Source organism: Clostridium sp., from assembly GCF_016650095.1.
GTDB lineage: Bacteria > Bacillota > Clostridia > Clostridiales > Clostridiaceae > Clostridium_AD.
Genome location: NZ_JAENWL010000417.1, coordinates 1 through 2,771 on the forward strand (window position 1 = coordinate 1; position 2,771 = coordinate 2,771).

At 30.2% G+C, this 2,771-nt stretch carries 3 protein-coding genes and 1 pseudogene; 3 read left to right on the forward strand and 1 reads right to left on the reverse strand.

What is annotated here, in order from left to right; translation table 11 throughout:
- Positions 1 to 106: 106 nt before the first annotated feature.
- Positions 107 to 547, reverse strand: a complete 441-nt coding sequence (locus tag JJE11_RS17285) for a MarR family transcriptional regulator (RefSeq protein ID WP_291637869.1) — start codon at positions 545 to 547, stop codon at positions 107 to 109.
- 338 nt (positions 548 to 885) lie between these two features.
- Here JJE11_RS17285 and JJE11_RS17290 point away from each other — a divergent pair, with 338 nt between their 5' ends.
- From JJE11_RS17290 to JJE11_RS17300, 3 genes and pseudogenes are all read left to right on the forward strand, one after another.
- On the forward strand, positions 886 to 1,074 hold the full coding sequence (locus JJE11_RS17290) for a cysteine-rich CWC family protein (protein ID WP_291637871.1): 189 nt from the start codon (positions 886 to 888) through the stop codon (positions 1,072 to 1,074).
- 209 nt (positions 1,075 to 1,283) lie between these two features.
- Positions 1,284 to 2,069 carry an ABC transporter ATP-binding protein gene (locus JJE11_RS17295; RefSeq protein ID WP_291637873.1) on the forward strand — a complete coding sequence of 262 codons (786 nt, stop codon included), beginning with the start codon at positions 1,284 to 1,286 and terminating at the stop codon, positions 2,067 to 2,069.
- Positions 2,070 to 2,071: 2 nt separating this feature from the next.
- A pseudogene (locus tag JJE11_RS17300) lies at positions 2,072 to 2,771 on the forward strand (hypothetical protein); the annotation flags it as partial.

Genomic DNA, 2,771 nt, shown 5'->3' on the forward strand with positions numbered 1-2,771 from the left:
ACTTGAGTAAAAATCAATACAACTATTGCTAGTATTTGTATTGTATATTGTTTTAAAAATCTAAACAATTTAATCAAAAATATCATCTCCATTCGTTGTTATTACTTTATTTTTGTTGGTCACTCAAAAGCTTCTTAAGAGATTCTAAACCTACGAAGATTTTATGAAGTTCCTCACTGCTACCTTGGCTCATTATATTTTGAATGTTTTTTGCAAATTGATTATGAAAATCTTTGTGCATATCTTCAAAGCTTGGTGATATACTTACGTAAACTACTCTCTTGTCCTCCTCGCTTCTTTCTCTTACTACCATTTCCTGCTTCTCAAGTCTGTCGATAATTCCAGACACTGTACTATTTGATAAACTAAGCTCATTACTAAGTTCTGTTATCTTCAGCTTCTTTTTTTTACTTAAAAGTCTCAAAACCATACCTTGAGGCGCAGAAATACCTGTATCACAAAGTCCTTTACTCATATTGTGTTTAAATAGTTGCATAATCTCTTGAAAAAGTCTTGCTACTTCTACACTATCATTTAATGTTTCCATACAATTACCACCTTTATATGTATTTCGGTTACAAATGTTTCGTATGCGTATATTTAGCTTACGAAGTATATTATATGCCTGGAATTTTTTTATGTCAATGCATTTTAAAGAAATAAATGGGTGGTAATTAATGGCTGAATTTCTGAGATAGTAAATAAAAACACTATCAAAGATTTTAAGCTTTGATAGTATTTTTAATATAGGTAATTACATCTTAATTTTTAAACTAGAGTTTAATGAAGGCAATGTGCTATGATATATTTAGCGTTAATATAAGATTAGAAAATTGCGGTTGCTTCAGTCCACATTTATATTCAAAGGTTGAAGGAGTGATAATAGTGAGTGTAGAAGGATTAGAGAGAATATGTCCACTTTGTGGACAAGACAATAATTGTCAACATGGTCAAGGTGGATGTTGGTGTGATAAAGTTAAAGTCCCAAAATACATCTTAGATTTGATTCCTAATGATAAAAAGGGTAAAGCTTGCATATGTAAATCTTGTTTAGAAAAACACCAGGTAACTTAGACTCGAAATCTTGAAATGAGATTATGGAAAATTTTTACAGAGTAAAAACACCCCATTGAATGATACAACTAAAAATAGTTGTGTGTCATTCAATGGGGTGTTTTTTTATTCCCACTGTTATCCATTTATGTTACAATTAAAGTTAAATTAACATATAAACTTCACCAATATAATAAACACATAAAAAATACATTTAAGGTGGCGGTATGATGGAGAATTTAGAAAGTATAATATCAATTGTGGATTTACGAATGAGCTATGGGAGTAAAAATGTGCTTAATGGAATAAATCTAGAGATTCCTCGAGGGCAAATAATAGGATATATAGGGACTAATGGTGCTGGTAAAAGTACAACTATAAAAATAATGCTTGGAATACTCGAGGGATACACTGGTAAGGTAGAAATATTAGGACAAGATATAAGTAATGGAAGTGTAGAGTATAAAAAGAAAGTAGGTTATGTTCCAGAACTTGCAGATATATATGAAAATTTAACTGCTTATGAGTACATAAGCTTTTTAGGTGAAATATATGGATTAGAAGAGAAAAAGCTTATTGATAGAGCAAAAAAGCTAATGGGCCTATTTGGAATGGATGATGTTATAAATTCTAGAATATCATCATATTCAAAAGGAATGAAGCAAAAGTTACTTATAATTTGTAGTTTAATTCATAATCCAGATATATTATTTTTTGACGAGCCTTTAAGTGGACTAGATGCTAATAGTGTTATGGTGTTTAAGGAGGTTATGCGCACTCTTGCTGCGAGAGGAAAGACCATATTTTATTCGTCTCATATAATGGATGTTGTTGAGAAGATAAGTGATAGAATATTACTAATAAATGCTGGGGAAGTAGTTGCAGATGGAAGTTTTGAGGAGCTTAACAATAATCAGAAGGAAGGATCACTAGAAGAAATATTCAATCAGATAACAGGCTTTAATGATCATGCGGAGATTGCTAAAGAATTTGTTTCTTTAGCCTCTGAGGTGTAATCATGAAAAATTTTACCGTACTTGTGATATTAGATAAATTTCAATTATTATATGAAAAATTAGGCGTTAATTACAAGACTATGAGAATGATCTTGCAGATAAAACTAACCATGGATGGTCGTAGAGTAAGCACTGTAATGCGAAATAATAAAAAGGCAGATGATAGTGAGGATAAGAATAATTATTTATCATTACTTACGATGAATTTATTTATGAGCATTTTTATTGGAATTATAATGATGAGTGGTATGGCATCAATGATAGCTACAAACATTGTGATAGGGATAAATCTATTTATGATGGTATCACTTATGATATCTGACTTTTCAGCAGTGTTACTTGATGTAGGTGAGAAAAATATATTATTACCGAAGCCTATTGATAGTAAGACATATAATGCGGCAAAGACTACTCATATATGTATATATTTAATGGGTTTATCAATGTCATTAAATTTGATTCCACTAGCTATTGGCAGCGTAAAATATGGACCTTTGTTTTTTGTGATATTTAGTATAGAAAGTATACTTGCAGTATTCATAGTTATAGCGGTAACAGCGCTATTATATACAGTGGTTTTAAGGTTTTTTGATGGTGAAAAGCTAAAGGATATAATAAACTATTTTCAAATATTATTAGCCTTTGTATTTGCATTCGGATATCAACTAGTTGTTAGAGTTTTTAATTCTACAAATATGAATA